The sequence below is a fragment of the Polyangium jinanense genome (assembly GCF_028435365.1).
Genome location: NZ_JAGTJJ010000004.1, coordinates 235,637 through 262,617, shown reverse-complemented (window position 1 = coordinate 262,617; position 26,981 = coordinate 235,637). Strand labels below are relative to the sequence as shown.

The 26,981-nt window shown below is 69.3% G+C and carries 25 protein-coding genes; 7 read left to right on the top strand and 18 right to left on the bottom strand.

The genetic code is table 11. The features are described from left to right. Positions 1 to 2 precede the first annotated feature (2 nt). On the bottom strand, positions 3 to 1,226 hold the full coding sequence (gene clsB, locus KEG57_RS12420; protein ID WP_272419900.1) for a cardiolipin synthase ClsB: 1,224 nt from the start codon (positions 1,224 to 1,226) through the stop codon (positions 3 to 5). A gap of 238 nt (positions 1,227 to 1,464) precedes the next feature. Here clsB and KEG57_RS12415 point away from each other — a divergent pair, with 238 nt between their 5' ends. After that, a complete protein-coding gene (locus KEG57_RS12415) occupies positions 1,465 to 1,905 on the top strand; it encodes a universal stress protein (protein WP_272419901.1) in 441 nt (146 codons plus the stop codon). Positions 1,906 to 1,962: 57 nt separating this feature from the next. Here the strand turns inward: KEG57_RS12415 and KEG57_RS12410 are convergent, their stop codons facing one another. The 14 genes from KEG57_RS12410 to KEG57_RS12345 form a co-directional block, all read right to left on the bottom strand. Continuing rightward, positions 1,963 to 3,111, bottom strand: coding sequence for a dienelactone hydrolase family protein (locus KEG57_RS12410; RefSeq protein ID WP_272419902.1), 1,149 nt, complete (start codon positions 3,109 to 3,111; stop codon positions 1,963 to 1,965). Positions 3,112 to 3,173: 62 nt separating this feature from the next. Then, positions 3,174 to 3,758 carry a hypothetical protein gene (locus KEG57_RS12405; RefSeq protein ID WP_272419903.1) on the bottom strand — a complete coding sequence of 195 codons (585 nt, stop codon included), beginning with the start codon at positions 3,756 to 3,758 and terminating at the stop codon, positions 3,174 to 3,176. Between the two features lie 65 nt (positions 3,759 to 3,823). Continuing rightward, entirely contained in the window at positions 3,824 to 4,627 is an 804-nt protein-coding gene (locus KEG57_RS12400; protein ID WP_272419904.1) for an outer membrane protein assembly factor BamD, read from the bottom strand. After that, on the bottom strand, positions 4,624 to 6,528 hold the full coding sequence (locus tag KEG57_RS12395) for a BatD family protein (RefSeq protein WP_272458489.1): 1,905 nt from the start codon (positions 6,526 to 6,528) through the stop codon (positions 4,624 to 4,626). The genes KEG57_RS12400 and KEG57_RS12395 overlap by 4 nt, the downstream gene beginning before the upstream one ends. Then, positions 6,525 to 7,622 (bottom strand): tetratricopeptide repeat protein, encoded by a 1,098-nt coding sequence (locus tag KEG57_RS12390; RefSeq protein WP_272419906.1) that lies wholly within the window; start codon positions 7,620 to 7,622, stop codon positions 6,525 to 6,527. The genes KEG57_RS12395 and KEG57_RS12390 overlap by 4 nt, the downstream gene beginning before the upstream one ends. Next, positions 7,609 to 8,709 (bottom strand): vWA domain-containing protein, encoded by a 1,101-nt coding sequence (locus KEG57_RS12385; RefSeq protein ID WP_272419907.1) that lies wholly within the window; start codon positions 8,707 to 8,709, stop codon positions 7,609 to 7,611. The genes KEG57_RS12390 and KEG57_RS12385 overlap by 14 nt, the downstream gene beginning before the upstream one ends. Further along, complete coding sequence (locus KEG57_RS12380) at positions 8,706 to 9,842, bottom strand: vWA domain-containing protein (RefSeq protein WP_272419908.1); 1,137 nt, start codon at positions 9,840 to 9,842, stop codon at positions 8,706 to 8,708. Before KEG57_RS12380 ends, KEG57_RS12385 begins: the two co-directional genes overlap by 4 nt. Beyond that, the gene (locus KEG57_RS12375; protein WP_272419909.1) at positions 9,839 to 10,942 is read right to left on the bottom strand and encodes a hypothetical protein; all 1,104 of its coding nucleotides are present in this window, start codon (positions 10,940 to 10,942) and stop codon (positions 9,839 to 9,841) included. Before KEG57_RS12375 ends, KEG57_RS12380 begins: the two co-directional genes overlap by 4 nt. After that, positions 10,939 to 11,952 carry a DUF58 domain-containing protein gene (locus tag KEG57_RS12370; RefSeq protein ID WP_272419910.1) on the bottom strand — a complete coding sequence of 338 codons (1,014 nt, stop codon included), beginning with the start codon at positions 11,950 to 11,952 and terminating at the stop codon, positions 10,939 to 10,941. Before KEG57_RS12370 ends, KEG57_RS12375 begins: the two co-directional genes overlap by 4 nt. Further along, positions 11,949 to 12,935 (bottom strand): AAA family ATPase, encoded by a 987-nt coding sequence (locus tag KEG57_RS12365; protein ID WP_272419911.1) that lies wholly within the window; start codon positions 12,933 to 12,935, stop codon positions 11,949 to 11,951. Before KEG57_RS12365 ends, KEG57_RS12370 begins: the two co-directional genes overlap by 4 nt. A 163-nt stretch (positions 12,936 to 13,098) precedes the next feature. Then, positions 13,099 to 13,416, bottom strand: coding sequence for a p24 family protein (locus KEG57_RS12360; protein WP_272419912.1), 318 nt, complete (start codon positions 13,414 to 13,416; stop codon positions 13,099 to 13,101). A 128-nt stretch (positions 13,417 to 13,544) separates the two neighbouring features. Then, entirely contained in the window at positions 13,545 to 15,044 is a 1,500-nt protein-coding gene (gene gcvPB / locus KEG57_RS12355) for an aminomethyl-transferring glycine dehydrogenase subunit GcvPB (RefSeq protein ID WP_272419913.1), read from the bottom strand. 44 nt (positions 15,045 to 15,088) lie between these two features. Continuing rightward, the gene (locus KEG57_RS12350; protein ID WP_272419914.1) at positions 15,089 to 15,676 is read right to left on the bottom strand and encodes a hypothetical protein; all 588 of its coding nucleotides are present in this window, start codon (positions 15,674 to 15,676) and stop codon (positions 15,089 to 15,091) included. After that, positions 15,673 to 16,704 (bottom strand): tetraacyldisaccharide 4'-kinase, encoded by a 1,032-nt coding sequence (locus KEG57_RS12345; RefSeq protein WP_272419915.1) that lies wholly within the window; start codon positions 16,702 to 16,704, stop codon positions 15,673 to 15,675. The genes KEG57_RS12350 and KEG57_RS12345 overlap by 4 nt, the downstream gene beginning before the upstream one ends. A gap of 108 nt (positions 16,705 to 16,812) precedes the next feature. Between KEG57_RS12345 and KEG57_RS12340 the strand changes: the two genes are divergently transcribed. After that, positions 16,813 to 17,346, top strand: coding sequence for a hypothetical protein (locus KEG57_RS12340; RefSeq protein ID WP_272419916.1), 534 nt, complete (start codon positions 16,813 to 16,815; stop codon positions 17,344 to 17,346). Here the strand turns inward: KEG57_RS12340 and KEG57_RS12335 are convergent. Further along, the gene (locus KEG57_RS12335) at positions 17,298 to 17,918 is read right to left on the bottom strand and encodes a hypothetical protein (protein WP_272419917.1); all 621 of its coding nucleotides are present in this window, start codon (positions 17,916 to 17,918) and stop codon (positions 17,298 to 17,300) included. The two genes, KEG57_RS12340 and KEG57_RS12335, sit on opposite strands and share 49 nt — an antisense overlap. Before the next feature lie 174 nt (positions 17,919 to 18,092). On the opposite strand from KEG57_RS12335, the gene KEG57_RS12330 reads away from it, so the two are divergent. Further along, positions 18,093 to 19,004 (top strand): DUF2726 domain-containing protein, encoded by a 912-nt coding sequence (locus tag KEG57_RS12330; RefSeq protein ID WP_272419918.1) that lies wholly within the window; start codon positions 18,093 to 18,095, stop codon positions 19,002 to 19,004. Between the two features lie 97 nt (positions 19,005 to 19,101). Then, on the top strand, positions 19,102 to 19,881 hold the full coding sequence (locus KEG57_RS12325) for an SCE4755 family polysaccharide monooxygenase-like protein (RefSeq protein WP_272419919.1): 780 nt from the start codon (positions 19,102 to 19,104) through the stop codon (positions 19,879 to 19,881). A gap of 15 nt (positions 19,882 to 19,896) precedes the next feature. Here KEG57_RS12325 and hemL read toward each other — a convergent pair whose 3' ends face one another. Further along, positions 19,897 to 21,171, bottom strand: coding sequence for a glutamate-1-semialdehyde 2,1-aminomutase (gene hemL / locus KEG57_RS12320; protein ID WP_272419920.1), 1,275 nt, complete (start codon positions 21,169 to 21,171; stop codon positions 19,897 to 19,899). A 112-nt stretch (positions 21,172 to 21,283) separates the two neighbouring features. On the opposite strand from hemL, the gene KEG57_RS12315 reads away from it, so the two are divergent. Then, positions 21,284 to 23,002, top strand: coding sequence for a flavin monoamine oxidase family protein (locus KEG57_RS12315; protein ID WP_272419921.1), 1,719 nt, complete (start codon positions 21,284 to 21,286; stop codon positions 23,000 to 23,002). A gap of 9 nt (positions 23,003 to 23,011) precedes the next feature. Here KEG57_RS12315 and KEG57_RS12310 read toward each other — a convergent pair whose 3' ends face one another. After that, positions 23,012 to 24,115: an alpha/beta fold hydrolase gene (locus KEG57_RS12310; protein ID WP_272419922.1), complete on the bottom strand. Its 1,104-nt coding sequence runs from the start codon at positions 24,113 to 24,115 to the stop codon at positions 23,012 to 23,014. 223 nt (positions 24,116 to 24,338) lie between these two features. Here KEG57_RS12310 and KEG57_RS12305 point away from each other — a divergent pair, with 223 nt between their 5' ends. Next, positions 24,339 to 25,964 carry a serine/threonine protein kinase gene (locus KEG57_RS12305; protein ID WP_272419923.1) on the top strand — a complete coding sequence of 542 codons (1,626 nt, stop codon included), beginning with the start codon at positions 24,339 to 24,341 and terminating at the stop codon, positions 25,962 to 25,964. Next, entirely contained in the window at positions 25,954 to 26,979 is a 1,026-nt protein-coding gene (locus KEG57_RS12300) for a PEGA domain-containing protein (protein WP_272419924.1), read from the top strand. The genes KEG57_RS12305 and KEG57_RS12300 overlap by 11 nt, the downstream gene beginning before the upstream one ends. Positions 26,980 to 26,981 lie beyond the last annotated feature (2 nt).

The window sequence follows — 26,981 nt, the reverse complement described above, 5'->3', positions numbered from 1 at the left end:
CGTTACAGCCAATCCCGGAACAGATACGCCGCCCAGGATGCCGCCCGCTCCCACGGCGGCCGTTTCCCCCAGCTCGTGGCGGTCACTTCCTCGCAATGAGGCAAATCCCCGAGGAACATGGCCTCCATCGCCAGCGCAAACCGCTCGTCCTCGATGAGCGCGTTCGCCTCCAGGTTCTGCCGCAGCGATTGCATGTCGAGGTTGCTCGACCCCACGGTCGACCAATGCCCGTCGATGACGGCCGTCTTCGCGTGGAGCACGCGGCCGTTCCATTCGTAGAGGCGCGCGCCCGATTCGAGGAGGCGCCCGTAGATCGAGCGCGAGGCGTGGAGGACGGCCGGGACGTCCGTCGTGCCCGCGACCATGAGCCGCACGTCGACGCCGCGCTTCGCCGCCTCCGAGAGCGCGTGGAGGAGGCTGAGCGAGGGGAGGAAATAGGCGTTCGTGATCCAGATGCGTCGGGAAGCGTTCTTGATGGCCGCGCGGTAGGCGTCGCGGATGCCCGCGCGGCCGCGGTGCATGTCGCTCGTGATCACGCGGACGCGCGGATCGGGCCTTCGACCGGTGTGGCTGTAGCGCGGCTCGTCGAGCGCCGGGCCCTTCGCTTTGCGCCAGGTGCGCAAAAAGAAGTATTGGAGCTCGATCGCGGCGGGGCCTTCGAGCTCGAGGTGCGTGTCGCGCCAGGGCGGGGGGCTACCGATGTCCTTCGGCGCGTAATCGCCGCAGATGTTGATGCCGCCGGTGAACGCGATGCGCGAGTCGACGATGAGCGATTTGCGGTGGTTTCGCCGGACCACGTGGCGGAGGAGCTTGCGATTCTGGAGCGCGAGGAGTACGGGGCGGAACTCGACGACCCGCACGCCCGCGTCCTGCAAGTTCGCCACGTAGGCCCCCGAGACCGACGAACCCCAGGCGTCGTAGAGCAGGTTGACCTCGACGCCCGCGCGCGCGCGCTCCGCGAGGGCGCACGCGAAGGCCTGGCCGACGTGGTCGTCGCGCAGGATGTACGTCTCGAGGCAGATCGTGGAGCTAGCGCGCGCGATGGCTTCGAGCATCGCGGGGAAGGTCTGCGCGCCGTCGTGGAGGAGGCGCAGCCGGTGGTATCCCACGACCATGTCGCAGAAGGCCGGCGTGCGAAGGAGCGTCGTGGGCAGCGGCGGCACGGCGTCGATGGACGGGATGGCGTCGACGCTCGGAGAGAGCGGCAGACTATCGCCTCGGCTCAAACGCTTGTCCTTTCGAGCCCCAGGGTAGCGCAGAATCAGCCCGGAGCCCCCTCGCCGATGGGTGACGTCCGCGGCGGAGAAGACGGTGCGACGGCCGCGCGATCCCGCCCCGCTTTGTTTGCCGCGGCCTCGGTCTCGGCGACGAGCAACGTGGACCCTGGTTGCCTGGAAGACGAGGGTGCTTCGCGCATGGCACGGGTCGTGTTAGGCCCGTGCCGCGCAAAAGGAGAGCGACTGTATGCACCGAATTCTGGTTGGCCTCGATGCTTCGCCGCGGGCGAAGGACGTGCTCGACGCGGCGATCGACCTGGCACGGCGAACGAACAGCAAGCTCATCCTGATGCGGGCGATCGGGATCCCGGTCGAGCTACCGCCGGAAGCCTACGCATTGCCGCCGTCGTCACTCGAAGGGCTGCTCGAACAAGAGGCGCTGCGGTACGTCGGGAAGGAGCTCGAGCGCGTGCCCGAGGAGCTGCGCGGGCCGGTGAAGGTGGCCGTCGGGACGCCGTGGCAGGCGATCTGCCAGGCGGCGAAGGACGAGAACGTGGACCTCATCGTGATCGGGTCGCACGGCTATCAGGGGCTCGATCGGCTGATCGGGACGACGGCCGCGAAGGTCGTGAACCACGCGGATCGCTCGGTGCTGGTCGTCCGGCACGGCGAGAAGCTCACGTCGTGATGCAAGGCGTGCGGCGCGGCGCAAGGGCTGCGCCGCACGCGGGGCCCGATCGATGCTCTAGGGCGCGAAGGTCTTCGACTGGATCGAAGCGATGCCCGTGTCGACGTAGCGGGCCTGGGCCTCGGCGCCGGTGAGGTAGGCGTTGTAGGCGATGTTGCCGCGCAGATAGCGCTCGTAGAACGCGGTGACGTAGGCGCGGGAAAGCGCGTTCACCGTGGCGTTGTCGAGCGTGGGCATCTTGCACGCGCTGCAGGCAAAGCCGCAGGTCTGCGTGTTGTCGACGAAGCCGACGTGGTTCGCGCCGTTGATCGTGACGGCAATGCTCGGCGCGATGGCCTTCGCGTAGAACGTGATGAAGTTCTCCGCCGCGGGCGCGCACGCGGGCTGGAAGCCGCCGGTCATGCTGTCGAGCGTCTCGCCGAGGAAGCCCGTGGGTTTTTCGATCGGGAGCTCCGCGCTCACGTCGATGCACGCAGGCGCGTTGCACGTCGGGTTCGGTTGGAGCGGGTTCGAGGGAGCGCCGTCGACGGGATCGAGCACGATCGTGGCCTTGAAGCGCTCGTCGAGCTTGGCCGCGTAGACCGCGAGCTTGCCGCCGAGCGAGTGCCCCGTGGCGCCCGCGAGCTTCGTGTCGCCTTTGAGCTCGGGCTTCGACTCGACCCAATCGAGGCCGCTGATGATGTTCTGCGTGGCCTTCGTGTTGTCGGTGCCGGCGAGCGAGGTCGGATAGTCGGGCGTGACCGCGACGTACCCGAAGCTCGCGAGCCGCTTCAAGTAGCCGTGATACTGGCTCGCCGCGATCTGGAAGCCGTGCGCCACCACGACGACCGGATACGGTCCGCTCGAAGGGCCCGCCGTGGGATAGGCCGCGTGCATGGGCACGGTGTCGCCGGTCGAGGCCTTCCACTGGTTGTCGTCGATCTCGGCGATCGTGAACGGCCCGTCCTTGTCCGGATCGAACACGTCCATCGGCGCGCCGCCGCCCGCGCCGCCTTGCCCCGAGCCGCCCGCGCCAGCTGCGCCGCCCACGTCGCCGTCGCCGCCGGTCCCGCCCACGCCGCCGCTGCCACCCGGACCCGACGCACCCGAGCCGCTCCCCGTTGGCCCGGTGGTGATCGTCCCCGAGAGACCCGTGTCTCCCCCGCCCGTGCAAGCCGACGCGAACACGAGGCCTGCAATGCCCAAGACAACGCCGAATTTCTGCATGGGACGTGCGTAAGCCGACGCCGCGGAAGCGTCAACGCAGTCACCCGAGGATGCAGAAGTGATCAGGCCGTGAACTCGGTCGTCATCTGAATCCCCCAGTTCGTCGGGGGACGGACCGCGTAGCTCAGCGCGAGGACCTCGATCAGCACGATGCGATAAATCTCGTGTACGTCGTCGACGTCCACCTCGCTCGCGTTCGCCTCGAGCGCCGCGTCGACGTGCTCGTGAACGAACGAGAGCACATCGGGCTGCTCCATCGCGATGACGTCGTCGGAATCGACCGCCTCGGCAGGATCGGCCATGCGAAGCTGTTCGTCGAGCTTGAGCGACTCCTCGACGCCGGCGAGCGCGAGCGGCGTGACCTCCGCGAGGTCTTCACCGAAGACGTTGTCGAAAGCGAGCCAGACGGCGAGCGTCAGGAAATATCCAAGCGCGAGCGCGGTTTCATCGAGAGGGCCGCCGAGAACCTGCGCGATGCGATCGGCCATCGCAGGCTGGGTCTGCTCGAAACGAGCGAACGCTTCGTCGAGCTTTTGCCGCGCCTCTTCGTCATCCTCCGCGAGCTGCTCCTCGACCTCCGAGAGGGCCCGCAGAGGGACCTGCGCGAAGGACGGTACCGGACGGATGGCAGCGCGGCGGACCCACACGGCGGAAACCTAGCACACGGCGACGTCGCGTTCTCGCGACATCGTCCACAGCCACCAGGCGGACGTCACGGCGAGAGCAGGCGGACGCTGCCGCTCGGAATCCATCCCTCTGTCGCGCCCCAGCGCACGTGAACGAGCCCGCCGCGAGCCTCGCCGACCTCGACGGCATGCGCCTCCGGGATCGGCTCACCACCGAGCGCCGTGCCGTGATCGTCGACGAGGTGAACCTCGGGCACGACGACGACGCCCGCGCGCGTCGTGAGCCGGAGTCTTCGCGCAGCGATCGTGAGCGGCAAGAAGACGCAGAGGAGCACGAGCGCAGTGGGCGCCATGATGCGGCCGGCAACGGAGAACGAAGAGGCGCGGCTCCGCCGGAGGAAGAGGCCGATCGAGAGGAGGATCGAGGACGCGAGCGCGAGCAGGCTCCAGGTGCGCTCGGACGCGAGGCCGATGACGGCGCGATCGAGCGTGGGCCGCACCGTGGTCGCGTCCTTGCCGCGCCGCGCGCGCCTTCGCACGACCTCGGCGCGGACGAGGTCGAGGGCGTGATCGGCCTCGATGTCGGAAGGTCGAAGGCGAAGCGTCTCCTCGAAGGCGGCCGCGGCGCGACCGAGATCGCCAGGACGATCGGCACCGGCACGCACACGCGCGAGGTAGGCGAGGCCGCGGCCGAAGCTCGCGTCGGGGTGCACGAAGCCCATGTCGGCGAGGGCTTCGAAGCGTTCGATCGCCGTGCCGTAGGCGCCGCGCCCGAGGGCCTCGGTGCCTTCGCGATGGAGCTCTTCGGGCGTCGCCGCGCGCGCGACGCTCGCGAACGCGAACACGGACGCGAGCACGAACGAGATCGCGACGGCCTGCCCGCGCCTCATCCCCGCGCCCTCCCGGAGACGGCGACGAGATCACGCACGACGGCTCGCCCGCGCTTCGAAAGCTCTTCGAGGCTCGCCGGGCTCGCCCCCGGATCGAAGCGCAGCGCCGAGGCCTCGTCGAGCAGGCCGCGTGTGCGCGCCGCGAGATCCTCGGCGACGCCAGCGTCTTCGAGCTCCTTCGCGAGATCGTCGAGCAAGATGCCGCGTGATTCGAGATCGGTCGCTGCCTTGATCGCGTGGTGGATCGCGCGCTCGACGGCCGCCGAGAGGGCCTTCGTGTCGCCGCGCTCGCGCGCTTGATCGGCCTCGTCGAGCGCGACGTTCGCGAGGCGCGTTGGCGAGGAAGCGCCCGCGGCCCTGCGGGATCGGAGGCGCCGCGCGCCCGTCGCCGCGGTGGCCAGCAGGCCGTACGCGAGGGGCGGCGCGGCGATCACGAGGTAGAGGCTCGCGCCGTCGAAGAGAGGCGCCGAGGGCGCGATGAACGCGCCGAGCGTGGCGCGCGGGGCAGGGAGGGTCGCGAAAGGATCGACCTCGCCTTTCGGAGCGGCGGGATCGGCGCCGGGCGTGGCGCTCGGAGAGGCGCTCGCAGACGCGGCCGGATCGGGCGCGGCGGAGGGCGCGACGTCGACCTTACCGAGCTCGACGCTCGCGACCTCGTACCGCTTCGACGAGGGATCCCAGTACGGCAGATCGATCTTGCCGAGATCGACCTGGCCCGCCTCCTGGATGCGGACGACGTACCCGAACGATCGATACCCCGAGATGATCGCGCCTTGCGGGCCGATCGACTCGCGCTTCTCGGGATCGAGCCAGTCGATGCCGGTGCGCGCCGGCACCGCGAGCGTCTGCGGGAAGTTGCCGCTGCCCTTCACCTGCACGGTGACCGCGATCGATCCGCCCTGCGTGAGGCGGCGCGGCTCGACCGTGGCCGAGAGCGAGAACCGACCGACGTCGCCGAGGGCGTAACCCGGCGGGCGACCCGCGCGCGGCGGCTCGGTCACGCGGATGACGAGGTCCTCGCTCTCGCGGAGCGCGTGGCGTCCGACCTGCCGGCCCGTGAACCAAAACCGCAAGGGGCCGACGTGGAGATCGCCCGTGCGCGTCGGGAAAAGAGCGAGGCGCTCGGCGAGTTGCACCATGTACGTGCGGCTCCCCGCGCGTGCGCGAAACAGGGGCTCGGTGCCGGGGTTCGGCAGCATCGACCAGCGGAGGAAGTCCGCGGCCGTAGGGTCGCGGCGATCGTCCATGCCCACGGCGGACGCCCGGTACAGGTAGAACGAGACGGCCACCTGCTCGCCGATCACGGCCTCTTTCTTGTCGGCGTGCGCGTGGACGAAGACGTACGGATCGGGCGCTGTCTTGAGCTCGAGCTTCTCGTCGAGCGCGGCTTGCGGCTCGTCATCGTCGTCGGTGAAGTGATCGAAGCCGCCGAGCCCGAACTGCCCGAGGAACCCCGGGCCGCCCGGCAAGAGGAACGGGCTCTGCGGCCTGCGGCGGCCGCTCGCGGGGACGACCTCGACCTCGACGGCTTGTCCGGAGAAACGTTTCCCCGACCAGAGCACGCTCGGCGCGGGGATCTTCACGCGGCCGGGCGCGTTCGAGACGAGCTGCCAGCTCACGTCGATGCCGACGCGCATGTTGCCGTTGATCGCGACCACCGACGTGCCGATGGCCGGGCCACCTTGGATCGTGGCGCCCGCGGGCGGCGCGAGGCGCGGATCACTCGGCATGGGCTCGCCGTTCGTGACGAGCGCGGAGAGCTGAACCGAGAAGGGCTCGCCGACCTCGACCTTGCGCGCTCTGACGTGGGTCGTGACCTGCGGCTCAGCGTGCGCGATCGTTGCTACCGAAACGATCGCGGCCTGCGCGCCGAGGATCCACGCGAGCGCCCCGGCCCTCACTTGTCCTCCATCACGCGACCGCGCCGCGTGCCGGCCTTCATCTTGGCCTCCTGCTCCTGGTAGGTCGGCGCCTCCTCGAAGCGATCGAGGATGCGATCTTCCTGGCCCGGCTGGGGCTCGGGCGAGGCGGGTTGCGGCGGCGGGGGCGGTGATTGTCCGCCGTCCTGGCCGCCCGCATCCTGGCCCGCGTCCCCGTCGCCGCCGTCGCCTCCGCCGTCGTCGCCGGCATCTTTCCCGCCGTCGTCGCCGCCGTCCTGGCCCGCGTCTTCGCCGCCGTCGGACCCGTCCGAGCCGTCGGATCCATCGTCGCCGTCGGATCCATCACTCGCGTCGTCGCCGCCGTCCTGGCCCGCGTCCTGGTTCGCGTCTTGATCGGCGTCCTGGCCCGCGTCCTTCTGGTCCTCGATGCGCCGGAGCGCGATGGCGCGGTTCCACGCGGCGTCACGCCCGATCCCGTCGGCGGCCGCATCCTCGGGCAAACCCGGGATCAGCGCGAGCGCGTCGTCGTAGTGGCGCACGGCTTCCTCGTACTTCTTCCGCAAGAACTCGAGGTTGCCCGCGAGGTAGTGCGCGCGGGCACGGAGATCGATCGGGACCTTCGGATCCTCGGCGATCGCCCGCACGACGATGAGCGCGCAGTCGATCTCGAGCGAGCGCATCGCGGCGAGCTGCTCCTCCTCGGGGCCACCGTCGCTTTGCTCCTCCTCGCCAAAGCGCCGGCCGTACTTCTCCGCGACCGAGAACAGCACGAGGCCGAGATCGAACGAGCCGTTGTACTTCTGGCGGACCGCATCCGGCAGGCCGAGGCCCGCGTCCGTGCACGGGCCGGTGCCGAGGTACGTTTCGAGCGCCTGCTCGGCCGATTCGAAGCGGCCCGCGTCGAGATCGGCGAGGGCCTGATCCACCGCGGGCGCGTTGCGTTCGAACGGCGAGCTCGGGTCCCATCCGCTGCAGCCGGAGGCGAGCCAGGTCGCGCCGCCGGCGACGCAGGCGAGCGCGAAGAGGGCGATCGCCGCGGTCTTGGCGCGCTCGCGCATCGTGGTCGATGCACGATCCGTGCGGGCGACGCGTGCTTTGCGATCAGGCCGGGACACGACGCGCCTCCTTTCGTTTGCGCTCGCCGGCGGGCGCGATCGGCTTCGGCGCGGCCCTGCGGCGGAGGATCCGGAGCGGCGCGTCCGTGATCAGCGCCTCGGCCACGAGCAAGAGGATCGCGAGCCCGAGCGGGTAGTAGTAGACGTCGGCGTAAACCGTCTCGATCTTCTCGGCGAGCTCGCTCTTCATCTGCTTGCGCAGATCCGCGGCGATGCGATCGATCCCGGTCGTGCCCTTCTCCGCCACGATGATCTCGCCCCCGGGCGTCGATGTGGCGATCGACGCGAGCTGCTTCTCACCATGCACGGTGAGCGCCGTCGTGAGGGGTTTTCCGTTCCGGTCCGTCCGGAAGCCGACCACGCGGCCGTCCTCGCCGACCTCGGGGATCCGCTCGGGCGTGCGGCCGCCGATCTGCACGACGTGCACCGTCGTCCCCTCGGCCCCGAGCTGACGCGCGACGCCCACCGGATCACCCTCCAGATCCTCGCCGTCCGTGACGAGCAGGATGATCCGTTTGTGCTCCGACGATTTGGGATCCCGCTTCAAGAGATCACGCGCGAGCGTCAGGGCACGGGCGATCGCGGTGCCGCCAATGGGCATGTCGTTCGGGTCGAGCTGGCGGAGGAACTGCGCGACCGCGGCGCCGTCGGCGGTGAGGGGAAAACCCATCGGCTCGCCAGCGAAGGCGACGGCGGCGAAGCGCGCGCCTTCGAGCTCTTTCACGAGCCGCGCGACCTCGACCTTCGCCCGGAAGATCCGCGAGGGCTCGACGTCCCGCGCGTACATGCTCTTCGAGTAGTCGAGCACGAGGACCACGTCGACGTTCGTCGCCGGCACGAGGCGCGTCCCCTTGCCGTACTGCGGGCGCGCCGCCGCGAAGAACGCGAGCGCCGTGGCCATCACGAGGAGGACGGCCTTCCACGCGCGTCGCACGGAAGGGTCACTCGTCCGCAGCGCCTCGACGCGCTCGAGATCACCGAAGGCCTGCGCCGCGCGCCGCCGATAGATCGCGCCGAGCGCGAGCAGGAGCGCGACGAGCGCCGCGAGGGCCGTGCAGAAGAGGAAGATGGGCGCGCCGAAGATCACGGGAACCTCCGGAGCAGCCACGCGCGGAGGAGCGCGTCGAGGCCCACCAGCACGACGCCGGGCACGAGCAGGAAGGGGAACAGATCCTCGAACGATCCGCGGCTCGCCTCGAAGCGCGTCTTCTCCAGCTTGTCGAGCACCGCGTGCATGCTCTCGGCGAGCGCCTTCGCGTCGGTCGCGATGTATGCCTCGCCCTTCGTGGTCTTGGCGATCCACTTGAGCAGCTCGGGGTTCACCGGGTAACGACGGCGCACGTAGCGCGGCTGGCCGAGCGGATCGAAGCCGTCCTCGACGTCGACCTCGTCGTCGTTGCCGATCTGGATCGTGTTGACCTGGGCGCCCACACTCGTCGCGAGGTGCGTCGCGTACTGCGGCGAGACCAGGCCTTCCTTGTTGTCGCCATCCGTGAGCAGCACGATCACCTTCGACTGCGCGTCGCTCTTGCGCAGGCGCGCGACGGCCGTGGCGAGGCCGTCGCCGATCGCCGTGCTCGATCCGTCGATCACGTCGAGCGTCATCTTGCCGACGAGCTCGCTCAGGAGGTGATAGTCGAGCGTGGGCGGCGAGAGGACATACGCGCTCTTGCCGAAGACGACGACGCCGATGCGGTCGGTCTTCCGGCGCGAGATGAAGTCCTGCAGCACGATCTTCGCCGTATCGAGCCGCGTGAGGCGCTTGCCGCGCGGCAGCGTGATCCGGCCCGGGAGATCGCCCGGTTTGGCGTCGAGGATCGCGCGCATCGAGCCCGAGAGGTCGAGCGCGACCACGATGTCGATGCCTTTGTCGTCGCTGCGTTCGTCACGCAGGATCGAGATCGGGCGCGCGATCGCGGTGATGAGGAGCGCGACCGAGACGGCGCGGAGGACGCCCGGCAGATCCCGGAGCTTCGCGCGCACGCCACGCGGGCCGGTGGTGAAGGGGAAGATCGTACCGACGCGCAACCGTGGCGTGCGCCGGTCCTGACCCGCCGTGCCCCACCAGAGCAGGACCGGCACGATGGCGAGGCCGAGGAGCAGCCACGGCAGCTCGAAGCTCGCGCTCTCCCAGGCGTCGCGCCGCGCGAAGATGGGCCACGCGAGCGCGAGCGCGAGCACCACCAGGGTCTGCAAAAGGACGAGGGCAAACCGCTTCATGTCGGCCCTCCCGCCGCTTCCTTGCGCGCCGCGGTCTCGCTGGATCCCGCCTGGGGCGGCGTCGTGTTGCGCACGATCGTGATGCCGCGTTCGAGCGCGGCGAGGCAGTCGTTTTCGCTCGGCAAGACGCGCGCGAACTTCACGAGATCAGCCTCTTCGAGGAAACGCGTGATCGTGTCGAGCCCGCGCACAGGTGGCCGCACGCGCGCGAGCGTCCGCTGCATCTCGTCGGTCGTGCTCTCGAGGCCATCGAACCCGTAACGCGCGCCGAGGTACTTGCGCACGCAGTCGCTCACGCGGTCGAAGTACTCGTCGTTCTTGCCCTCGGTGATGAGGTTCGACGCGCGGATCGCTTCGAGCTCTTCGAGCGCCGCGATCCACGGCAGCTTGGGCGCGACGTACGGCACGGGCTTCGGGCGTCGCGACCATCGCACGAAGAGCCACGCGCCGATCGCCGTGAGGATCGCCCCCACGAGCGCGCCCACCGCGAGCTGCTTGGCGAGGACCCACTCCTCGCGTTGTGGCCTGCCCTCGGGGTTCGGTCGGACTTTCGGATCGAGCTCGTTCGCGATCGGATCCTCGATCAGGATCGGATGCGGTGCCGTGCAGACCGTCACGAGATCCCCGCTCGCGCGGGCCAGCGTGATCGGCACGGGCGGCAGCATCATCACGTTTCTGCCGGGGTTCTTCGGCAGGGCCACGAACGAGATCGTCACCTTCGTCGTGGAGGACGTCTCGCCCGCCTCCGTGACCGCGACAGGGCCTGCGCCTCCATCCGGGTCGGGCAGGACGAACCCTGCCTCTTCGAGCGCCTTGTATTGATCGCTGCCGCGCTCGACCCGGATACCGCCGGGCATCACGGTCTCCCCCTTGCCGTGCACGACCGTGATTTCGAGCGGCGCGGCCCAGCCGCTCGTCCCGCGCTCGGGGAACGTCTCCGTGAGCTTCGGCCGGCTCGCGCCGTCGGGAACGCGCTCCACGCATGACGCCCACACCCGCGCGCCCGCGTCCGCGTCCGTCTCCTCGGCCGACGCCGTGCGCGACGCGGCGACGGCGACCAGGGCCACGGCGAACACGAGCGGGAGGCACGTCCTCGTCATCGCCGGGCCCTCCTCGCGCGCTTCGCGAAGAGCTGGCGCAGCGGCTCCACGTAGCTCTGGTCCGTGCGAATCGTGACCGTATCGACCGCGAGCTTCTTGAACAGCTTGTCCCGCTCGCGCCGCATCTTCCGCATCTCGGCCGCGTACCGCTCCCGCACCTTCCGGTCCGACGTGTCGACGAGCACCTGCTCGCCCGTCTCCAGATCCTCGAACGTCGCCAAACCCACGTCCGGCAGCTCCGCGTCGCGCGGATCCTCGATCACCACCGGGATCACGTCGTGCTTGCTCGCCGCGAGCGCGAGAGCCCGCTCGTAGCCGTGGTCGAAGAAGTCGCTCACGACGAACGCGACGCTCCTTCGTTTTTGCACCTTCGACAGCGTCTCCAGTGCGACCCGGAGGCTCGTCCCCGCGCTCTCCGGCTCGTGCCCGAGGATCTCGCGGATGACGCGCATCACGTGCTTGTCGCCCTTCTTCGGCGGGACGATCTTCTCCACGCGATCCGTGGCCAGCACGAGCCCGACCCGGTCGTTGTTGCGGATCGCGCTGAACGCGCAGAGCGCGCAGATCTCCGCGGCGACCGCGGCCTTCGAGGCCCGCCGCGTCCCGAAGAGCTCGCTCTCCGACGCGTCGACCACGAGCATCACGGTCATCTCGCGCTCTTCGGTGAAGACCTTCACGAAGGCCTCGTTCATGCGCGCCGACACGTTCCAGTCGATCCAGCGCACGTCGTCGCCGGGGTGGTATGCGCGCACCTCGCGGAACGAGAGGCCCTGGCCGCGGAACACCGACGAGTACGCCCCCGAGAGCTGCTCGTTCGCGAGGTGGCTCGTCTTGATCTCGATGACGCGCAGCCGCTTGAGGAGCTCCGCGGCGCCGGCCTTCGCGCCTTCCTTCTTGTTCGGCGCTTCGTCCGGCGGGGGCTCGTCGCCGAGCCCGAAGAACGCACGCAGGCGCTCCCCGAAGCTCGGGCTCTTCGTCGCCCCTTTCTTCGTGCGGCCGGCGGCCTTCACGGCACCTCGACCACCTCGAACACGCGCCGCACGACCTGCTCGGTCGTCACCTCTTCGGCCTCGGCCTCGTACGTGAGCACCATGCGATGCCGCAGCACGTCCGGCCCCACGGCCTTCACGTCCTCAGGTGTCACGTACCCGCGGTGCCGCAGGAACGCGTGCGCCCGCGCCGCCAGCGCCAGCGCGATCGAGGCGCGCGGGCTCGCGCCGTACTCGATCATGCTCGCGAGCTCCTTCATGCCCTTCTGGCTCGGCTCGCGCGTCGCGAAGACCACGTCGACGATGTAGTCCTTCACGCGGTCATCCATGTAGACGTCGCGCACGACCTTCCGCGCGCTGACCAGCGTCTCGGGCTCGATGATCCGGTTCGCGCTCGCCTCGACGAGCCCCGTCGTGCGGTCGATGATCTGCCGCTCCTCCGCGCGCGTCGGATACCCGACCTTCACCATCAGCATGAAGCGATCGACCTGCGCCTCGGGCAAACGGTACGTGCCCTCCTGCTCGATCGGGTTCTGCGTCGCCATGACCACGAAGGGATCGGGAAGCTTGTAGGTCGTGTCGCCGATCGTGACCTGCTTCTCCTGCATCGCCTCGAGCAGCGCGCTCTGCACCTTCGCCGGCGCGCGGTTGATCTCGTCGGCGAGCACGAGGTTCGCGAAGATCGGACCGAGCTTCGAGGAGAACTCGCCCTTCTGGTGGTTGTAGATCACCGTGCCGATCACGTCGGCCGGCAGGAGATCGGGCGTGAACTGGATGCGCGAGAACTTCGCGTGGATCGCGTCGCAGAGCGTGCGGACCGTGAGCGTCTTGGCGAGCCCCGGCACGCCTTCGAGCAGGACGTGACCGCCTGTGAGCAGGCCGATCAGGATCCGTTCGAGCATGTAGGTTTGCCCGACGATCACCTTGCCGACCTCGGCGATCAGGTTGTCGACGAAGGCACTCTCTTTCGCGACGAGCTCGTTCAGGGCGCGGACGTCGTGCATGGCATGAACCGGGGGGTTGTCTGGGCGGGCGTTGCCGCAAAGCCGTCGTGGCTCGATCCCGCGCCTCGCGTGGGACCGACGTGCGGCGTGCACATAGCAAGGCTCGCGGCGCCTGGACAGGCGCGGCGGCGCGTTTATTCCTGAAAGCGGCGCGCGGCGCTCGCTACATCGCCGGGATCACGTTGAGCACCGCGTTTCCGCGAATCTTGCCGTAGAGCTGCCAGATCTCGATCTTGTACGCGCCCGGGGCCGAGGCCGTGAACTCGATCGGCGGCGCGCTCTGGGGCTTGCCCGTGGGCAGATCGCGCAGGACCCGCTCGATGATCACCTTGCCCGAGGGCGATTTGATCCGAACGTTGAACGGCGGATCCGCGTCATCGTCCGAGCGGAAAACGAGCTTGACCAGATCCCCCACACGCGCAGGGTCGGTCTTGCAGATCGTCTCGATTTCTCCGACGTTGTCGGTGATGGTCCGGGACACGCCGTTGCTCGTTCAGGCCTTTACGCTCTGACATCGCCCGCTCCCGGGAGGGAGCGAGCGACCGACGGGCGACATTGTACGCACGGACAACTCCGGTTCGCGAATTTGGGGCGAACCGGAGCCCATGTTCAGCGCGCCTCGGGCCGCCACCGCAGCCGCGGCTGCCGCGCCGCGCGTGCTTCGTCGAGCCTTCCGACGACGGTGTTGTGGGGCGCACTCTTGACGAGGGCCGGGTCTTCCTGGGCCTCGCGAGCGATGGCCTTCATCGCGTCGATGAACTCGTCGAGCGTCTCCTTCGTCTCGGTCTCGGTCGGCTCGATCATGAGCGCGCCGGGGACGACGAGCGGGAAGTAGATCGTCGGCGCGTGGAAGCCGTAGTCGAGCAGGCGCTTGGCGACGTCGAGCGTCTTGACGCCCGTCGCCTTCTCCAGGTCGACGTCGCTCAGCACGACCTCGTGCATGCACGCCTCCGGCACCGGCGCGGCGTACGTGTCCTTCAGCATCGCCCAGAGGTAACGAGCGTTCAGGACCGCGAGCGCGCTCGCCATCTTCAGGCCCTCGCCGCCCATCTCGCGCAGGTACGTGTACGCGCGGATGAACATGCCGAAGTTGCCGTAGAAGGCGCGCAGGCGGCCGATCGACTGCGGGCGATCGCGATCGAAGGCGAACGTGCCGTCGTCCTTGCGCACGAGCACGGGGCCGGGCTGGAAGGGCTCGAGGTGCTTCTTGAAGCAGACCGGGCCCGAGCCGGGGCCGCCGCCGCCGTGCGGCGTGGTGAAGGTCTTGTGCAGGTTGATGTGGATGACGTCGACGCCGATGTCGCCAGGGCGCGCGTGGCCCATGATCGCGTTCGTGTTCGCGCCGTCGCCGTACACGAGGCCGCCCTTGCCGTGCACGATCTCGATGATCTCGGGCAGGTGCTTCTCGTAGACGCCGAGCGTGTTCGGGTTCGTGATCATGAGGCCGCAGACGTCGTCGCTGCCCTCACGCTCGATCGCGGCGAGAACCTCCTGCGGCGTCACGACACCACCGGGGTTCTTCTCGATCTTCACCGCGACGAGCCCGTTCAGCGCGCACGAGGCCGGGTTCGTGCCGTGCGCGCTCTCCGGGATGAAGACCTTCTTCGGGCTGCGTCCCTTCGACTCGTGGTAGGCGCGCATCATCATGAGGCCGGCGAGCTCGCCCTGCGCGCCCGCCGAGGGCTGCAGCGAGCAGGCGTCCATGCCGCTCACCGCGCTGAGCATCTGCTGTACGTGCCACATGACCTCGAGCGAGCCCTGCACGAGCTCGTCCGGCGTCTCCGGGTGCATCTTCAAAAAGCCCGGGATGCGCGCGGCCCACTCGTTGATCTTCGGGTTGTACTTCATCGTGCACGACCCGAGCGGATACAGCTGCGAGTCGATGCAGAAGTTCCACTGCGAGAGGCGCACGAAATGCCGGAACGCCTCGGGCTCGCTGACCTCGGGCAAACCCGCGGCCTCCTTGCGCGCGAGGGCGCCGAAGTGCGCGGCCGGATCGATGTCCGGCACGTCGAGCGGGGAGAGCGAGGCGCCCGAGCGCCCCACGGTCCCACGCTCGAAAATGGGGGGCTCGCGGAACTTGATTCCTTGCGGTTGAGGTCGTGCCATGGTCGCAATCTCGCTCGGGCGAGGGAACGTCCCCGAGCCTTGTTTCAGGGGTTCGCCGGCTCCTCGGGCGCGCCCTGTTCCTTGTTCTCCGAATCCCAGTCGCCGCCGCCGAGGTCGGAGGCTCCCGTGCCGCCGATCGACGCGAGGTCCGGGTTCACGTTGCGCTGCTTGACCGCGTCCCACGGCTCGCCGACCTCGTCCTTGTCGAAGCCGACCTCGCCGGCGAACGTGTCGTCGACGTTGTCACCCGCGGGGCGCTTGTACTTGAAGTAGCCGCGTCCGCTCTTCGACGCGTTGGGGCCGACGAGGCCCGTGGTGTACTCGGTCCACTCGAACTTGATGACGTCGCCGGTGGCTTCGCCCTTCAGCTTGCCCCACTTGTCCTTGTGCGGGCGGATCCACTTGCCCTCGACCGCGTTGCCGTCCTGGACGAGGTGCAGGTAGCCGTAGAGCTCGCTGAAGTAGACGCCGGTCCAGCTCGCGCCGGCCGGCATGTCACCGGGGTTGAGATCCGGGGCCTTCGCGCCGCCCGAGCCGCCCGAGCAGCCGACCGTCGAAATCGAAAGCGAAAGAGGAGCGCTCACGAGCGCCATCGCCGTCACGACCAACCTGAGCGAACGCATCCATTTCATGGGGCCGGGAGCCTAGCACAGGCAGGTGCGCCCTCGCGCGAGCCTCGAAACGAGAGCCGAGCGAGGAGCGGGCCCACGTCGATCCGATGATCGAGGGCGAGGACCGGAGCACCGCCGAGCCAGGGCGGGAGCTTGGTAGCGCACCGAGCCGTGGTGAGCCAGGCGTCGAGGTGGAGGGCCCGGGCACGCTCGAGGGTCCCAGGGTCGAAGCGAGCGTGGTCGGCCAGGCAAAGGGCCGCGCGAGGGTGGATGCCCTCACGATCGAGCGCGGTGAGCAAGCGATCGGGGCGCGCGATGGCCACGAGGAGGCCGACGCGTCGCGACACGAGGGAAGCGAGATCGTGGCGGCGGCCGGACGCGTCGAGGGCGCCGTCGATCGAGGAGGCGAGTGGCACCGCGGACGCAGGCAGAGCCGGCGAGCGCGCGCCGCCGAGCGCGACGACGTGATCGGCCGCTTCGACGAGCGCGGATGCGGGGGCGCGCAGATCGCCGAGCGGAGGGCAAAGGCCGGCGCCGAAGGGAGACGCGCCATCGAGCACGAGGATGGCGTCGTCGAGGCAGCGCGGCGATGCCTGGAGGAGACCGTCGACGACGAGGAGGGTTTTTCCGGACCGAACCGCGAGCGCGAGCGCGTCTGCACGTCGCTTCGCCACGAAGACGGGCGCGACCGTGGCGGCGAGCGCGCGCGCCGCGCAGAGGGCGTCGTCGCCGACGAGATCGACGGGATCCGCGGGGAGGACGCGACGTGCGGAAGCGGCGTGCGCACGGTAGCCGTGTCCGATCAACGCGACGTCGTGACCTTCGAGCGCGAGCGCATGCGCGAGCTCGATCGCGACGGGCGTCTTGCCCGCGCCTCCAAGGACCGCGCCGCCCACGCCGAGGATCCGCGCGCCTTCGGGCAGCGTCACGGGACGCGCGATGAGCGCAGCGGCGATCGCGGACCATGCGCTTGCGAGCGCGCGACCCGGCAGGGAAGGCTCGATCCCACGCTCGAGGCGTCGCGCGATGCGGGCACGAAGAGAGTCCATGACGCTTGCCCCGAACGTAGCGCGCGGCGCGCGAGGCTGCGACGCGGCTCGTTCGCTGTCGACGGCGCGCGCGGGATCGCGTAGGGCAGGATGCGTGGAGGTTCGTCGATGAAGCGTTCGTCCTTCTGGATCGCGGTCTTCGGGCTCTCGGCTCTCGCGTTCGTCACGCCCGCGCGCGCGGACGTCGTCGGGCCGCCGCCGGACGAGTGCCCCGAGGGCACCGAGGGCGGTAGCTGCCACGGCGGGCCCTACTGCAGACCCATCGAGTGCACCTCCGACGCGGAATGCGGCAACGGCGAGACATGCAAGGATCAGCCGCTTTGTGTCTCCACGATCTCCTGCGTCGGCCTCCTGCCGCCCGACGCGAGCCCCATGGACTTCGAGACCCCGAAGATCGAAGCCCTCTGCCCGAACGGCAACGAGTGCATGCAGGGCGCGACCTGCAAGACGCAGAAGGTGTGTGTCTCCGCGGCGTCCTCCTCGGACGGCAACGACAGCGGATGCGGGTGTCGGCTCGCATCATCCGGGTCGTTCGAAGCCTCGCTCGGCGCGCTCGCGCTCGGGCTCGGCGCCGCGGCCTTCGCGCGCCGCCGTCAGCGCGTGGATGCCGCGTCCCGCGCTTCGCGACAGCGCCGCGCATAACCCGAGGCGAGCGCGTCGATGCCCGGCGCGCCGTCGGGATGCGCGCGCAGATAGTCGAGCACGAGCCCCTCGCGCGCTTCCGCAGGCGCCGCCCAGAAATTTCCTTCGAACTCGTACCGTATGCGCGCCGATGCACCGACCCCGAACGCCCGGCGCAGCCCGAGCTCCAGCGAAAGCGCCGACGCCTCTGCCGCGAGCGCACGCGCCGTGATCACCTCGCAGTCATCGTCTCCGCCGCCCGGCTCTACGCGGAGCCCTTCGGCCACGTGCGTGAGCAGGTGCCCGACCCGCGCCGCGGCTTCCTCTGTGCCGAGCGCCTCGTCGATCAGCACCGCGCCCGACGTCGTCACCGCCGACACGGCGATGCGACCGAAGCAGAACGACACCCCGCCCTTCGCGAGCGCGTGGTCTCGCGCCCGCGCCCCCGCGGGCACCTCACCGAGCTTGGCGAGGAGCCCCTCGGCCCGCTTCGCGTCGGCGCGAAACCCTGCCGGGCACGTACTCGCGTGCGGCGTCTCCGACCGGCATCCGAGCGAGAGGCATGGAGCAAGAACGAAGAGCGCGAAGAGCACAAGTGCAACGCGAAGACTTCCCGCGTGTGGCGTGACGCCCGTCTGCTTTTTCGGGCGAACTCGCGGGCAACCTGGGCCTTCGTCAGGTCCTGTAAAGAGAATCACCTTGGATCGCTGTCGTCTCCGGTTGCGGTCACCCGCGCTATCAGCCTACCGTAGGCAAGCGGTCGCGCGATGAACGGAAATCTGAAGAAGCTCGTTCACCACACCGAAGAGGCAGTCAGCTTCGGGCTTTCGACCGTCTGCAAGCGGCTCGGCGCAGGCGTGCTGATGCGCGTCAAGGCGCAAGACGTCTTCCGAACGGAGGGCAACGGGCTCTCGGACGATCTCCTGCAGTTCGTCGCCCGCGCCACGTTCGACTACGTCGCGGTCGATACGGAGCGCACGCCGCTCTTCGTCGTCCAGTTCGACGGCACCTCGCACCCGACCGACGTGGCGAGCGTCAAGCAGCAGCAGGAGAACGAGATCTGCCGCAAGCTGCTCCTGCCGCTCGTGCGGGTGCACGCCTTCCACCTCTCGAAGAAGCACCACAGCATCGAGATCATGACGCTCATGCTGGAGAGCTGGTTCGCCTCGAAGGGCCTGCCGAGTGGCGGGGAGAAGTCACGCTCGTTCCGCAGCGGCGAGATCGATCTCTTCGGCACCGCGGGACCCGGCTCGACGGCGGCGCTCTCGGCCAGCTCCGTTTCTTCCTCGGGGGAATTCGATCCCACCACGGGCGCGCTCGGCGACGTGCGCAGGAACATCCGCCGCATCTACGAGTCGGGCAAATGCAAGAGCCCCGTCGCGTCGTCCGTGATCGGCGTCGACGCGGCCGGCAACTTCCACGCCGTCGGGTTCGTCCGCGTGACGGACGAGGCGGTGGCGAGCTCGAAGATCGCCGTGCGCAACCAGCTCTTCCCCGCGACGACGAACACGCTCGTCGACGAGATGCTCCTCTACGAGCTTTATCAAGAGCTGCTCGAATGCATCCGCGGCCGCGGCCGGCTCGTCTCGCGCGCCGAGCTCGGCGCCACGATCGCGGCCTTCCGCATGCGTTACAAGGTCAAGGCCGTCCCGCCGAGCATGCCGCCCGGCTCGTTCTGAGCCCTTCGCATTCTCGCCTGGCTGGGTTTTTCCCGTCCAACGGCTTTTCTCCCGTCCCCCGCGGGTCTCGGGTACCCTCGGCTCGTCCGAGGTAGCCATGCATTCACGATCTCCTGCCTTTTTTGCCTTCGCCGCGGTTCTCCTCGCGGGTTCGAGCGCGTTTGCGCACGCCGTGTTGATGAACCCGCAACCCCTCACGAACGACGACAACGCGAAGAGCGGCCCTTGCGGCTGTTATTTCGGCGCGGCGCCGGAGGATCCCGCCGAAGACGGCTCCGCCACGGCGTGCCCGGCCTCGGGCTACAAGGTCACGGACCTCGTCGTCGGTCAGCCGCTCCAGGTCACGTGGAAGGAGACGGTCAACCACAACGGCAAGTTCCGCGTGGCGCTCTCGACGAAGTCGATCGACACGGTCAAGCGCGCTGATCTCGACGCCGCCGTGTTTTACGAGGCGAACGACGCGAACGCGCAGTCGGGCGGGCTCGTGAGCGCGACCATCACCGTGCCCGATACGCCTTGCCAGAACTGCGTGATCCAGCTCCGCCAGTTCATGGAAGGCGCCTCGAAGCCCTATTACTACTCGTGCGCCGCGGTCAACATCACGGACCCGAACGCGAGCAGCAGCGCGTCGAGCTCGACCGCGGCGTCCTCGTCGAGCTCGTCCGGCGCAGGCGGCGCGGGCGGCGAAGGCGGTGGCGGCGGCGGGATGGGCGGCTCGATCCCGGGCGACGTCGGCCCCGGCCCCGCGCCGTTCCAGGAGAGCCCGACGTCCGGGGTTTGCAGCGCTTCGCCTTCGGCGCCCGGATCTCCCGCCGCGCTCGCGCTCGTCCTCGCCGGCCTCGTGGCCCGCGTGGCGCGCAAGAAGACGCGGCGGTGATCGAAGAGGCGGTCGTCAGCCGAGCGACGCGCGCGCGGCTAAGGCCGTGCGCGTGATGTCCTCGTCGGTGTGCGCCGCCGAGAGGAACGCCGCCTCGTATTGCGACGGCGGCCAGTAAATGCCCCGCGAGAGCATCCCCGCGTGCCAGGTCGCGAAGCGCTTCGTGTCGCTCTGCGACGCTTCGGCCCACGACCGCACGGGTTTGTCGTTGAAGAACAGCGTGATCATCGAGCCCACACGCTGCACCGTGGCCGGCACGCCCGCCTGCGCGGCCGCGTCTTTCAGGCCCGCTTCGAGCGCGGCGCCGAGCCGTTCGAGCTTCTCGTACACCTCGGGCACGAGCCGCTCGATCGTCGCGAGCCCGGCCGCGACCGCCACCGGGTTTCCGCTCAGCGTGCCTGCCTGGTACACGGGCCCGAGCGGCGCGACCACGTTCATCACGTCTTCCCGGCCGCCGTAGGCCGCGAGCGGCATGCCGCCGCCGATGATCTTGCCGAGCGTGGTGAGATCCGCGCGCAGGCCGTAACGCTCCTGCGCGCCGCCGCGCGCGAGGCGGCAGCCCGTCATCACCTCGTCGAAGATCGAGAGCGCGCCGTGCTTGCGGCAGAGGGCGATGATCGCTTCGAGGAACCCAGGCTCGGGCGGCACGCAGCCCATGTTGCCGACGACGGGCTCCACGATGACGGCCGCGATCTCGCTGCCGCGGGCTGAAAACAGCGCTTCGAGCGCGGGGATGTCGTTGAACGCGAGCGTCAGCGTCGTCTTCGCGGTGCCCTCGGGCACGCCGGCCGAGTCGGGGACGCCGAACGTCGCGAGGCCGCTGCCTGCTTTGACCAGCAAGTGATCGGCGTGACCGTGGTAGCAGCCCTCGAACTTCACGATGACGTCGCGGCGCGTGAAGCCGCGGGCCACGCGGATCGCGCTCATCGTCGCCTCGGTGCCGGAGGAGACACAGCGGAGTTTTTCGATCCCCGGATACATCGCGTGCACGGCCTCGGCGAAGCGCACCTCGCGCGACGTCGGCGCGCCGAACGAGAGCCCGCCCTCCGCGGCCTCCTGCACGGCGCGGATGACGTCGGGGTGCGCGTGACCGAGGAGCGCCGGGCCCCAGGAGCCCACGTAATCGACGTACTCCGAGCCGTCTTCGCCGTAGACGCGCGCGCCCTTGGCGCGGGCGATGAACACGGGGTTTCCGCCGACGGCGCGGAAGGCGCGGACAGGGCTGTTGACGCCGCCGGGGATGACAGCGCGGGCGCGCTCGAAGAGGGCCTGGGAGATCGTGTCGGACATGAGGCGGGTGACTATGCGCGCCTTGGGTTCGAGGGCAAGTCCGAGGTATCCTGCGGCGGGCTTTCTTCGCGCCGCGGCCTTTTCGCCGCTGCGTTTTTACCCGGGAGAACTCATGGCGAGAACACCGCTGCTTCGATCCTTGTCTCGTCTCTTCCAGATCAGCCGGGCCGCACGCCAGACCGGCGTCCCTGCCGCCGAGCTCCTCGAGATGCAACGCGAGCGCGCGAGCTTGCCGCGCCGTCGCTTTCTCGAGATGAGCGCCGCGGCGCTCACGTTGCCGATCGCGGCGAGCGCGTGTGGCGACGACCCTGCGAACCCTCCGGTCGAAGGTGAGCCCACGATCGCGATCGTGGGCGGCGGCATCGCGGGCTTGCACTGCGCGTATCGACTGAAAAAGCTCGGCGTCTCCGCGACCGTGTACGAGGCCTCGAAGCGCATCGGCGGCCGCATGTTCACCGATCGGATGACGTTCCCCGACGGCCAGCACTGCGAGCTCGGCGGCGAGCTCATCGACACCGGGCACCAAACGATGCACGACCTCGCGGCCGAGCTCGGCATCGACCTGCTCGATTACAAGAACGACGATCAGAGCCTCGAGCATCTCGTCGCCCACATCGGGGGCGCGAAGCTCACGGAGGCGGAGATCTTGATGGGATTCGAGCCCATCGCGACGAAGATCGACGAGGCCCTCGCGACGCTCACGGATCAGGAGGACCTGTTCGTTTATTACAACAAACCGAACGGCGGCGAGGCGCTGGACAAACTCTCGCTCTCGGCGTGGCTCGATCAGATCGGCGCGAGCGGGCCGGTGCGGACGCTGCTCGAGGTCGCGTACAACATCGAGTACGGCCTCGAGCCCGACGTGACGAACGTGCTCAACATGATGTTCCTGATCTCGACGGACACCTCGTCCTTCGAGGTCTTCGGCGACAGCGACGAGCTCTTCCACGCGAAGGACGGCAACGACACGTTCCCCACGCGCCTCGCCGAGGCTCTCGATCCCGCGCAGATCGAGCTCGACGCGGCGCTCGTCTCGCTCAAGGAGGCGGCGGACGGGCGGTACGTGCTCACGTTCTCGCGTGAAAGCGGCAACTTCGAGGTCACGGCGGATCACGTGGTGCTCGCGCTCCCGTTCACGAAGCTGCGCGAGGTCTCGATCGAGGTCGCGTTGCCGGACGTGAAGAAGCGCGCCATCGCCGAGCTCGGCTACGGCACGAACGCGAAGCTCATGGTGGGTTTTTCCTCGAAGCCGTGGCGCGACGCTGGTTCGAATGGCGAGACGTTCTCGGATCTGCCGTATCAATCGACGTGGGAGACGAGCCGACTACAGCCGGGCGCGAGCGGCATCCTCACGAACTTCACGGGCGGCGATCGCGGCGTGGCGATCGGCATGGGCACCCCCGAGGAGCGCGCGGCCGAGTTCCTTGATCAATTCGAGCAGGTTTTCCCCGGAACAAAAGCGGCCCACAACGACAAGGTCGTGCGATTCCACTGGCCGACGCATCCGTTCACGAAGGGGAGCTATTCGGCCTACAAGGTCGGGCAATACACGACGATCACCGGGTCCGAGTCGGAGCGGGTCAAGAACCTCCATTTCGCCGGGGAACACACGAGCCTCGACGCGCAAGGGTACATGGAGGGCGGCGCGCTTTCGGGCGCGATCGCCGCGGACGAGATCGCGGCGGATCTGGGTATCTCGACGCAAATGCTCTCGCGCGGGCAGGAGGAGCGGCCGCGCTCGTTGTGGCTGCCGGGTGACCGGATCCTCTCCCGGGCGCGGGCGGCGCGTATGCATCGGCGCTGGAAGGCGGCCCCGCGGCGGGCCCGCTGATTCGATTCCTCACCCACCTCCGCACCGCGCCACCGCGGACAACATCCGCAAAAGCGTAGCCCCTTCCCGTACGAGCGCTGGCACGTTCGTCGTCCCGGCGTCCGCCTTGTGCGTGTGCCCGTAGAGCCCCGTTACGTGAATGCCCCGACAAACCCCCTCGGGCAAACGTTTGGCCAGGGCGAACGCCTGTTCGTACGGGATCACGTCGTCGTCCGCGCCGTGGATGAAATGGACCGGGCAGCGGATGTCCCGTAGAAACGGGCCCGGATCGAGCCACGCGAACGCGTCGCCCGATCGACCGAGCGCCGCGTCGACGAGCGCCTTCGTGTCACCCTCGACACCCGTCGCGGCGAAAAACAGCGGCCGATGCTCGGGCGCGAGCTCATCCGCCACGCCTCGCGCAATGGCTTGCCATTTCCCGTCGACCTTCATTTCGGGCCGTCCCCACGTCGCCTCCACGTACCTTCGCAGCGCGGCGACGAGCGGCGCGGGATCGTCGGGTTTGTCGTCGAGCCATGGCAAGAGATTCATGAACACGACGGGCCGGTTCAGCGGGTCGTGCGCCGCGCCCGGGCGACCGTGGATACAAAATCGCAGGGTGTCCCCGAAATCGGCATATCCGCCGAATACGATCAAGGAGCCGATTTCGGAGCCGAGGTGAGGCCGCGCCGCGAGCCAGAGCGATGGAAGCGATCCGAAGGAAATGCTGAAGACGCCCGGCCTGCCTGGCGGCCGATCCGGGAGCGCGAGCAGGGCCGAAAAGGCGCGCGAGAGGTCGTCGAACACGCGTTCGCCGAGCACGAGCGACGTGAAATCGGGCAGCCGCGGGGCGAGCACCGTGAGGCCCGCGGCCGCGAGGATCCGCGCAAAACGATCCATCCGCGGGTCGAGCGGGCCGAGGTAATGCAGCCCTGGCACGAGCAGCAGCGAGCCCGCCTTCGCATGACGGCGCGATCGGTAGACGAAGGCCGAAAACGATCGATCCCCGGCGCGGCGACCTTCGAGCGAAAGTTCCTCGCGGCTCACGTCACGCGGCGTTGCCTGCCCGTCCGTCCAGGGGCCGAGCCATCGCCCGAGCTCGATCATCGTCCGCAGGTCCACAAAGGGCCGCACGCGCGACATATTTCTCCTTTCGCGAGCCCGCGCCCGCGACGCCCACGACGATAACCTCGGTCACACCCCCGGAAAACGCGCGTTCCACTTCGTGATGAGGTGTTTGGCATCACGATCTTGGGGTTTGCGAGAAATTTGTCGCGATGCAGCAATCGGGTTGGATCTTGCTCCCGCCGTCGGAAAGGAGCCCAACGGAGGGAGGTTTTGCTACCCTCGGGGGGCCATGGCCGGGAACCGAGACGCGGACATCGCCGTCCTCGCGACGGGCGCCATCTTTCATGGCGCCTACGAGGTCGTGCGCTGCATCAAGGCCGGCGGCATGGGCGCCGTGTACGAGGTCTTGCAGAACACCACCGAGCGACGCCGCGCGTTGAAGGTGATGCTGCCGAGCCTCGTGAGCGACCCCGAGATGCGGGCCCGCTTCGAGCTCGAAGCCAAGGTCGCAGCCGGGATCGAGAGCGAGCACATCGTCGAGACGCTCGATGCCGGCGTGGACGAAGCGACCGGCATGCCGTTCATCGTGATGGAACTCCTCAAGGGCGAGGAGATCGGCGCCCTCTTGAAGGTGCGCAAGCGCCTGCCGCCCGAGGAAGTCGTCACCCTCCTGCACCAGGCCGCGCTCGCGCTCGATCGCACGCACGCCGCCGGCATCGTCCACCGCGATCTCAAGCCGGAAAACCTGTTCCTCACGCGAAGGGACGATGGTTCGCCGCGTCTCAAGATCCTGGATTTCGGCGTCGCGAAAATCGTGGCCGACGGAACGGCGAGCTCGAACACGACAAAAAGCGTCGGTTCGCCGCTCTACATGGCCCCCGAGCAGATCGCCGGCGACCCGATCGGGCCGCACGTCGACAGGTACTCGCTCGCCCACATCGCGTTCACGATGCTCGTGGGCAAACCGTACTGGGCGCGCGAGCGCAAGAGCGCCCAGGGGCTCTATCCGTACCTGATGCTGGTCGCGCGCGGCGCGCAGGTGTCTGCGAGCGAGCGCGCGAAGGAGCTCGGCGTGAGCCTGCCCGAGGCGTTCGACGCCTGGTTCTCGCGGGCCACCGCGCTCGACACGAGCGTGCGCTTCGACGGCTCGGTGACCATGATCGCGGCGCTCGGCGAGGCGTTCGACGTCAAACCCCCCGCGGCCTCGGCCCCGCCGCCCGGGACGCGCGCGATCCTGCCTTCGATCGTGCTCGAACCGGCGCGCGAACTGCCCCTCTCGCAGCCGCCGCCCGCCGACGCTGCGATCACCGCGACCGCGCCGCCCATCCCCCCGCACGTCGCGGCCATCGAGGCGAGCGGAGCGTCCCCGCTGCCTTCATCGCTGGAGCCACCAAGCGAGTCGACCTCGCCCGGCGCGGATCCTTCGGCGCCCGCGCTGACGCGATCGAGCGGCGAGCCGTTGAGCTCGCCGCCCGAGCCAAGGAGCAGGCGGCGATCGTCGGTGTCGCCCATCTTCGCGCTGCTCTTGCTCGTCGTGGGCGTGGGGGCGGTCGGCGCCGCGCTCGCGATCTGGCCCAAAGGCGCACCCTTTGCGACGCTTCCCACCGCGGTGCCGACGCCGACACCCGCGCTGACGGCCTCGTCCCCCGCGCCCGCGGCCGTCCTCCCGGCCGCGCTCGCGACCGCCGAGCCGATGACGCACCCGGAGCCTGCGCCGTCCGCGTCGACCGTGCCCGCGCCGGAGCCTGCGCCCTCGTCTTCGGCGGCCACGCCTGCCGCGTCGGCTGCGCCCACGTCCTCGGACAAACCCGTCTCTCCGCTCCCCTCGACCAGCGGGTGGAACCGCGGCAAGCCCGCGGGCACCGGCACGTCGAAGACCCCATCCAAGGGGAAAAATCCGCTCGATGAATATTGAACGTCCGATCTCGGCGACGCGAAAACGAGCGTTTGCCGTCTCCGCGTTGCTCATCGTCTCGGCGTGTCCCGGGCGCGCACTCGGTCAGGACCAACCGCGGGATCCCGCGGCGGCCGAGGCGCTTTACATGAGCGGCCGCAAGCTCGTGAACGACGGCAACTGGGACGAGGGCTGCGCGAAGTTCCAGGCGAGCATGGAGCTGAACCCCGCGGCGAGCACGCTCATCAACATCGCGAAGTGTCGCGAGCACGAGGGCAAGCTGGCGCAGGCGGTCGTCGACTACCGCCGCGCGCTGCAGCTCAACCAGGACACGCTCGGCGAGGAGCGCAAGAAGCAGCTCGAGCAGGTGGCGAAAGAGGGGATCGAGGCGCTCGAGCCGCGCCTCGCGCGCGTGGAGCTCGTGGTAAACACGCGGCCCGAGGGGCTCGAGGTCGTGCGCGACGGGATCCGCCTGCCGCTCGCGGCGCTCGGCGAGACGATCCCGCTCGACCCGGGCAAACACATGTTCGAGGCGAGCGCGCCGGGCTACGAGAAGATCGAGAAGCCGGTGGAGCTCGCGGAGGGCCAGAAGGCGACGGTGGAGCTCGCGCTCGTGCCCGCAACAACGACCCCGAAGAAGGCGCCGTCGCCCCCGGACAAACCCAAGCCGGCGTCGGGCGGCGTGCCGGCCTGGGCGTACGTCGCGGGCGGGCTCGGGCTCGCGGCGGTCGGCGCCGGCGTGTACTTCCGCTTCGATCAGATCGCGGCCGAGGAGCGGATCCAGACGAACTGTCCGGGCACGCCACCCGTTTGTGATCCAACGAAAGAGTACCGGCCCGACGAGGACAACGCGCGCAAGGACCGGAGTTTTTACCTGTTCGTGGGCCTGACGGCGGCCGGCGCGGTGGGGATCGGGGCGGCGGTGTTCGGCATCGCGCGCGGGCTCTCGCAGAAGAAACCGCAGGCGCAGAGCATGCACGTCGTGCCGTACGTCGGGCGCGGGAGCGGCGGGCTCGTGCTCCAGGGAGCGTTCTGACG

What these genes read in the sequence shown, in the direction of transcription:
- KEG57_RS12380 (WP_272419908.1), bottom strand. Translation starts at nt 9,842, where the DNA reads ATGAAGCGGTTTGCCCTCGTCCTTTTGCAGACCCTGGTGGTGCTCGCG.
- KEG57_RS12340 (WP_272419916.1), top strand. Translation starts at nt 16,813, where the DNA reads ATGAAGCGTTCGTCCTTCTGGATCGCGGTCTTCGGGCTCTCGGCTCTC.
- KEG57_RS12305 (WP_272419923.1), top strand. Translation starts at nt 24,339, where the DNA reads ATGGCCGGGAACCGAGACGCGGACATCGCCGTCCTCGCGACGGGCGCC.
- KEG57_RS12410 (WP_272419902.1), bottom strand. Translation starts at nt 3,111, where the DNA reads ATGCAGAAATTCGGCGTTGTCTTGGGCATTGCAGGCCTCGTGTTCGCG.
- KEG57_RS12365 (WP_272419911.1), bottom strand. Translation starts at nt 12,935, where the DNA reads ATGCACGACGTCCGCGCCCTGAACGAGCTCGTCGCGAAAGAGAGTGCC.
- KEG57_RS12350 (WP_272419914.1), bottom strand. Translation starts at nt 15,676, where the DNA reads ATGAAATGGATGCGTTCGCTCAGGTTGGTCGTGACGGCGATGGCGCTC.
- KEG57_RS12400 (WP_272419904.1), bottom strand. Translation starts at nt 4,627, where the DNA reads ATGAGGCGCGGGCAGGCCGTCGCGATCTCGTTCGTGCTCGCGTCCGTG.
- KEG57_RS12415 (WP_272419901.1), top strand. Translation starts at nt 1,465, where the DNA reads ATGCACCGAATTCTGGTTGGCCTCGATGCTTCGCCGCGGGCGAAGGAC.
- KEG57_RS12345 (WP_272419915.1), bottom strand. Translation starts at nt 16,704, where the DNA reads ATGGACTCTCTTCGTGCCCGCATCGCGCGACGCCTCGAGCGTGGGATC.
- KEG57_RS12315 (WP_272419921.1), top strand. Translation starts at nt 21,284, where the DNA reads ATGGCGAGAACACCGCTGCTTCGATCCTTGTCTCGTCTCTTCCAGATC.
- hemL (WP_272419920.1), bottom strand. Translation starts at nt 21,171, where the DNA reads ATGTCCGACACGATCTCCCAGGCCCTCTTCGAGCGCGCCCGCGCTGTC.
- KEG57_RS12325 (WP_272419919.1), top strand. Translation starts at nt 19,102, where the DNA reads ATGCATTCACGATCTCCTGCCTTTTTTGCCTTCGCCGCGGTTCTCCTC.
- KEG57_RS12300 (WP_272419924.1), top strand. Translation starts at nt 25,954, where the DNA reads ATGAATATTGAACGTCCGATCTCGGCGACGCGAAAACGAGCGTTTGCC.
- KEG57_RS12330 (WP_272419918.1), top strand. Translation starts at nt 18,093, where the DNA reads ATGAACGGAAATCTGAAGAAGCTCGTTCACCACACCGAAGAGGCAGTC.
- KEG57_RS12375 (WP_272419909.1), bottom strand. Translation starts at nt 10,942, where the DNA reads ATGACGAGGACGTGCCTCCCGCTCGTGTTCGCCGTGGCCCTGGTCGCC.
- gcvPB (WP_272419913.1), bottom strand. Translation starts at nt 15,044, where the DNA reads ATGGCACGACCTCAACCGCAAGGAATCAAGTTCCGCGAGCCCCCCATT.